Source organism: Pseudorhodoplanes sp. (assembly GCF_046289595.1).
Classification (GTDB): Bacteria; Pseudomonadota; Alphaproteobacteria; order Rhizobiales; family Xanthobacteraceae; genus Pseudorhodoplanes.
Genome location: NZ_JBKBVB010000199.1, coordinates 1 through 4,297 on the forward strand (window position 1 = coordinate 1; position 4,297 = coordinate 4,297).

Here is a 4,297-nt window from a genome sequence, read left to right on the forward strand (position 1 = left end):
CTGAAGCACTTCCGGCGCATCGCCACCCGATACGACAAGCTTGCCAGGAACTTTCTTGCTGCCATCGCACTGGCGGCGTCACGCCTCTGGCTCAGGCATTATGAGTCCACTACCTAGACCTGCAAGTCCGCGTGCGGCAGATCCTCCGGCGCTGCTTCCGGCGGTTCGGCGGGCCGGCCATAGGCCTTCTGCCGGAGCATGGCCTCGTCCTGCCGCGCCCGTTTTTTTCGTTCACGCTCCTCGCGCTCGCGATCGAGCACGCTCTGGCATTGCGAAGCGATGGACGGATCGCGCGTCAGCGTATCGGGGGAGATATGCGATCCCGAAGCATGCGAGGCGGCGTTGACGCTCTGCGAGGGAGAGAGGTCGGTCCGCACAATATTGCTGCGGCCGGCGCCGACTCTGGTGACGGCGTCTCGCGGTCTGATCGTGAAGCTCGAGTCCAAAGTCACCTCCCGGCGCGCCGTGCGCGCAAAAAAAGCGTTCGGGATGACGGGACGCTACTTTCTCGACGTTAACTGCCTGTTAGCAAATTAGGTAAACCTGCAACGATTCGTTCGTCGCGATCTTACAGCACCCGGCTGACCGCGAGCGGCTGCGCGGCGCTTGCCGCGGGCGCATTGGTGCGGCCGCTCGCGCCATAGGTCGAGGGTGAGGCCTTGCGCGCCAGCTCGTCGGAGACGCCGCGCATGATGCCTTCGGACACCGCATGCGCGGTGGCGAGAACGGTCAGGTTGATTTGCAGGAGCGCACGAAACTCCTCGTGCTTGCGCTTCAGGTCGCCGAGCGCCTGCGCTTGTGCCGGCGTCAGCGCGGATGGCAGCGTCTTCAACAACCCGGCGCCGGCATAATAGCGGTTGGCCAGATCGGTCTTGACGGCTTCAAGCCTGCCGGCCTCGCTCAGGCGGCCTGCGCGAACCAGCTCGGTCTCCTGCTCGATGACGCGCACGATGTCGTCCATGGTCGTTGCAAGATCCGCCATCAGGGCGCGGGAGTCGATGCCGGCTGTCATGGCTTGGCCTCCATTTGCGCGGGCGCTGCGCTGGCGCCGACTTCCTGCTGCGCCATCAGCGTGCGATAGATTTCAGGGGCGATGCCGACGCCGCCATTCTTGGCGAACGATTTGGCATATTCATCGGTCAGGAAGGAGCGCCACACGCCAAGCGCCTTGCCGCCGCCGAATGGTCCGTCGCCGTCGATGCCGGTGAACATCTGGCTGATCATCGTGTTGAGAAAGACCGCCTCGAATTCTTCTGCGGCCTGGCGCGCCTTTTCGTTGACAGCGCCTGTCTTCGTCACGGCCTCGACCTGCTTTTGGGCGGCAAGAGCGGCATGCGCGGATTTTGCGCTCGAAGCCGCATTGAGGCTGGATAGCGTGTTCATCACATCACCTCGATGTCGGCCTGAATGGCGCCCGCCGCCTTGATCGCCTGGAGAATGGCGATGAGGTCGCGCGGGGAGAGGCCCAGTGCGTTCAATCCGTCCACGAGTTGCTGCAGCGAGACGCCGGCGCGCACGATGGCGAGCTTGCGGCCGTCTTCCTGCACGCCGACCTGGGTGCGCGGCACCACCACGGTTTCGCCGAGCGAGAATGGCGCCGGCTGGCTGACCTGCGGCGCTTCGGAGATCGTTACGGTCAGATTGCCCTGCGCCACCGCGACGGTGGAGACCCGCACATCGCGTCCCATCACGATCACGCCGGAGCGTTCGTCGATCACGATCTTCGCGGCCAGATCGGGCTCGATCTGCAATTGTTCGATCTCGGTGAGCAGCGCCACCATGTTGGTGTCGCTCTTGCCGGCAAGCGTCAGCTGCACCGTCGACTGGTCGAGCGGCTCGGCGGTCGCCGATCCCATAAAGTCGTTGATCGCGGCGGCGATGCGCTTCGCGGTGGTAAAGTCGGGGTTGCGCAGGGCGAGGCGGACCCGGTCCATGCGGTTCAGCTGGAAATCGATCTCGCGCTCGATGATCGCGCCGTTGGAAATCCGGCCCACGGTCGGCACGCCGCGCACGATTTTGGCGGCTTCGCCTTCGGCCTGGAATCCGGCGATCGCAACCGATCCTTGCCCGACCGCATAGACATTGCCGTCGGCGCCAAGGAGCGGTGTGACGAGCAGGGTGCCCCCCTGCAGGCTCTTGGCATCGCCCAGCGCCGACACCGTGACGTCGATTCGGGTTCCCTGCGTGCCGAAGGGCGGCAGATTGGCGGTGACCATCACCGCGGCGACATTGCCGGTGCGCAATTGCTGGCCGCGCACGTTGACGCCCAGCCGCTCCAGCATGGCTTGCAGCGACTGGCGCGTGAACGGGATGTTGTTCAGCGTGTCGCCGGTGCCGTTGAGACCGACAACCAGCCCGTAGCCGATCAGCTGATTCTGGCGCACGCCCTCGATATTGGCGAGATCCTTGATGCGTGAGGTGGCATGCGCCGTCCCCGCAGCAAAGACCAGCGCCAGAACCGCAAACGCGGCGCGCGCGATGAACGTCGTCCTCGGCATCATGCTCCCCATGAAGGTCGGACCTCGCAGAGCATGATGCGAGCCGCGTGCCAGCCCTGGCGGATCAGCAAGGTGCTGAAAAAGCTTGATATTTTTGCGTGCCGCTGCAAGGCGCCAAGGCCGCCGGGCGGCATCGCCTGCCGCATCCCGGCAGCTTTTGCCGGGGTGCTTTACGCTTGGTTAACCATAACGGCCGCAAGCTTCGGTCATGCGAGTTCTGGCCGGTTCAAATTACACAGCTTTACGTGACGCGCCCGCCCTGCGGCGGAGCGGGGGCGGCTTCACGCTTCCGGATACCGCCAATCGTGCGACGCGAAGCGGATCGGCGCCGGTACGATCCATTGCCGGGGTCGATGTCCTGGTGGCGCTGCAGGAATTGGATGAATCGGCCGAGCGGCGCCGGCGCGCGGTGAAAAGGGGGCGGACGGCGCTCGATGCACTGGAGATGCTCAAACTCGGCCTGCTGTCCGGAACCCTGGACGGTCCGGCGCTGGAGCGGCTGCGGCAGGCGGCGGCCGACCTGGCCGGTGCGAGCGGGGAGCCGGGGCTCGATTCGGTGCTTGCCGAAATCGACCTGCGGGTTCAGGTCGAACTGGCCAAATGGTCCCAACGGGGCCCCTGAGCGGTTCCGGCCGGCCCGACAAAGTGCTGCGATTCCAAGTACATATTATGACATTCCGGAAAGGTCCGGGAATAATTCGCTGTTGTCGCTACATCGGCCGACCGGTATAAGCTCGCGGCCGCGAGGGGGTGACTCGCGCTTTGCGGGAGTGATCAGGAATGTCGGCCAAGCTGAAAGACTACCGGCCGTCTGAAAAAGAGCCGTTCATGAACGAGAGGCAGCGCGAATATTTTCGCGCCAAGCTTCTCGCCTGGAAAGAAGACATCCTTAAAGAGGCCCGGGAAACCCTGCAGCATTTGCAGGACGAGAACCAGAACCATCCGGACCTTGCCGACCGTGCATCGTCGGAAACCGACCGTGCGATCGAGCTGCGCGCGCGCGATCGCCAGCGCAAGCTGATCGCCAAGATCGATGCCGCACTCTCGCGCATCGACGACGGCACCTACGGCTATTGCGAGGAAACCGGCGAACCGATCTCGCTGCGCCGGCTGGAGGCGCGTCCGATTGCGACACTGTCGATCGAGGCGCAGGAACGTCACGAGCGGCGCGAGCGGGTTTATCGCGACGATTGACGTCGCAGCGCCAACCCGCACCCGGTGAGGACGGCGCAAAAGCCCACCTGACATTGCCGTCGATTGACAAAGCACGCCTGCTGCAGGCACCTCGCCTGAGGATCGTGCGAGGCGTCTGACGGCATGGCGGCGGCCGAACCCAACAGCGAATTGATTCAGGTCGTGGCGCTCCTCGGAGCCGGAGTGGTTGCGGCGCCGGTCTTCATCCGGCTCGGACTTGGATCGGTGCTCGGCTATCTCGCGGCCGGCGTGCTGATTGGCCCGTTCGGGCTGAAGATCTTCACCAATCCGCAAGCCATCCTGCATGTCGCCGAACTCGGCGTCGTGATGTTTCTGTTCTTGATCGGTCTCGAAATGCAGCCGTCGCGGCTGTGGGGGCTGCGGCGCGAGATTTTCGGGCTTGGCGCCGCACAGGTCGTGCTGTGCGGGCTCTTGCTGACCTTTGTCGGGATGTTTTTCGGGCTCGCGCCGATCATGGCGTTCTTCGCCGCCATGGGATTCGTCCTGACATCGACGGCCGTGGTGGCGCAGGTGCTCAACGAGCGCGGCGACACCGGCACGCCCGAGGGGCAGCGCATGATCTCCATCCTTCTTCTGGAGGATCT

The 4,297-nt window shown here is 64.5% G+C and carries 7 protein-coding genes and 1 pseudogene; 4 read left to right on the forward strand and 4 right to left on the reverse strand.

The annotated features are described in order from the left end of the window. Window positions 1–117: pseudogene (locus ACK41X_RS22765) on the forward strand (IS5/IS1182 family transposase); the annotation flags it as partial. Here the strand turns inward: ACK41X_RS22765 and ACK41X_RS22770 are convergent. The 4 genes from ACK41X_RS22770 to ACK41X_RS22785 form a co-directional block, all read right to left on the reverse strand. After that, entirely contained in the window at window positions 114–446 is a 333-nt protein-coding gene (locus tag ACK41X_RS22770; protein ID WP_409728387.1) for a hypothetical protein, read from the reverse strand. The pseudogene ACK41X_RS22765 and the gene ACK41X_RS22770 overlap by 4 nt on opposite strands. A 122-nt stretch (window positions 447–568) precedes the next feature. Further along, entirely contained in the window at window positions 569–1,012 is a 444-nt protein-coding gene (locus tag ACK41X_RS22775; protein WP_409728390.1) for a hypothetical protein, read from the reverse strand. Next, complete coding sequence (flgJ, locus tag ACK41X_RS22780) at window positions 1,009–1,383, reverse strand: flagellar assembly peptidoglycan hydrolase FlgJ (protein ID WP_409728392.1); 375 nt, start codon at window positions 1,381–1,383, stop codon at window positions 1,009–1,011. The genes ACK41X_RS22775 and flgJ overlap by 4 nt, the downstream gene beginning before the upstream one ends. Next, a complete protein-coding gene (locus ACK41X_RS22785; RefSeq protein ID WP_409728395.1) occupies window positions 1,383–2,498 on the reverse strand; it encodes a flagellar basal body P-ring protein FlgI in 1,116 nt (371 codons plus the stop codon). The genes flgJ and ACK41X_RS22785 overlap by 1 nt, the downstream gene beginning before the upstream one ends. 208 nt (window positions 2,499–2,706) lie before the next feature. On the opposite strand from ACK41X_RS22785, the gene ACK41X_RS22790 reads away from it, so the two are divergent. The 3 genes from ACK41X_RS22790 to ACK41X_RS22800 all read left to right on the forward strand — a co-directional run. Next, on the forward strand, window positions 2,707–3,120 hold the full coding sequence (locus tag ACK41X_RS22790) for a flagellar assembly protein FliX (protein WP_409728398.1): 414 nt from the start codon (window positions 2,707–2,709) through the stop codon (window positions 3,118–3,120). 158 nt (window positions 3,121–3,278) lie between these two features. Further along, on the forward strand, window positions 3,279–3,692 hold the full coding sequence (dksA, locus tag ACK41X_RS22795; protein ID WP_409728401.1) for an RNA polymerase-binding protein DksA: 414 nt from the start codon (window positions 3,279–3,281) through the stop codon (window positions 3,690–3,692). Window positions 3,693–3,815: 123 nt separating this feature from the next. Further along, window positions 3,816–4,297: cation:proton antiporter (locus tag ACK41X_RS22800; protein ID WP_409728403.1), on the forward strand; the 482-nt coding region annotated here is incomplete at its 3' end.

Excerpts from the sequence above, each read along its gene's own strand:
- ACK41X_RS22775 (WP_409728390.1), bottom strand. The coding sequence starts at position 1,012 with ATGACAGCCGGCATCGACTCCCGCGCCCTGATGGCGGATCTTGCAACG.
- flgJ (WP_409728392.1), bottom strand. The coding sequence starts at position 1,383 with ATGAACACGCTATCCAGCCTCAATGCGGCTTCGAGCGCAAAATCCGCG.
- ACK41X_RS22785 (WP_409728395.1), bottom strand. The coding sequence starts at position 2,498 with ATGCCGAGGACGACGTTCATCGCGCGCGCCGCGTTTGCGGTTCTGGCG.
- ACK41X_RS22790 (WP_409728398.1), top strand. The coding sequence starts at position 2,707 with ATGCGAGTTCTGGCCGGTTCAAATTACACAGCTTTACGTGACGCGCCC.
- dksA (WP_409728401.1), top strand. The coding sequence starts at position 3,279 with ATGTCGGCCAAGCTGAAAGACTACCGGCCGTCTGAAAAAGAGCCGTTC.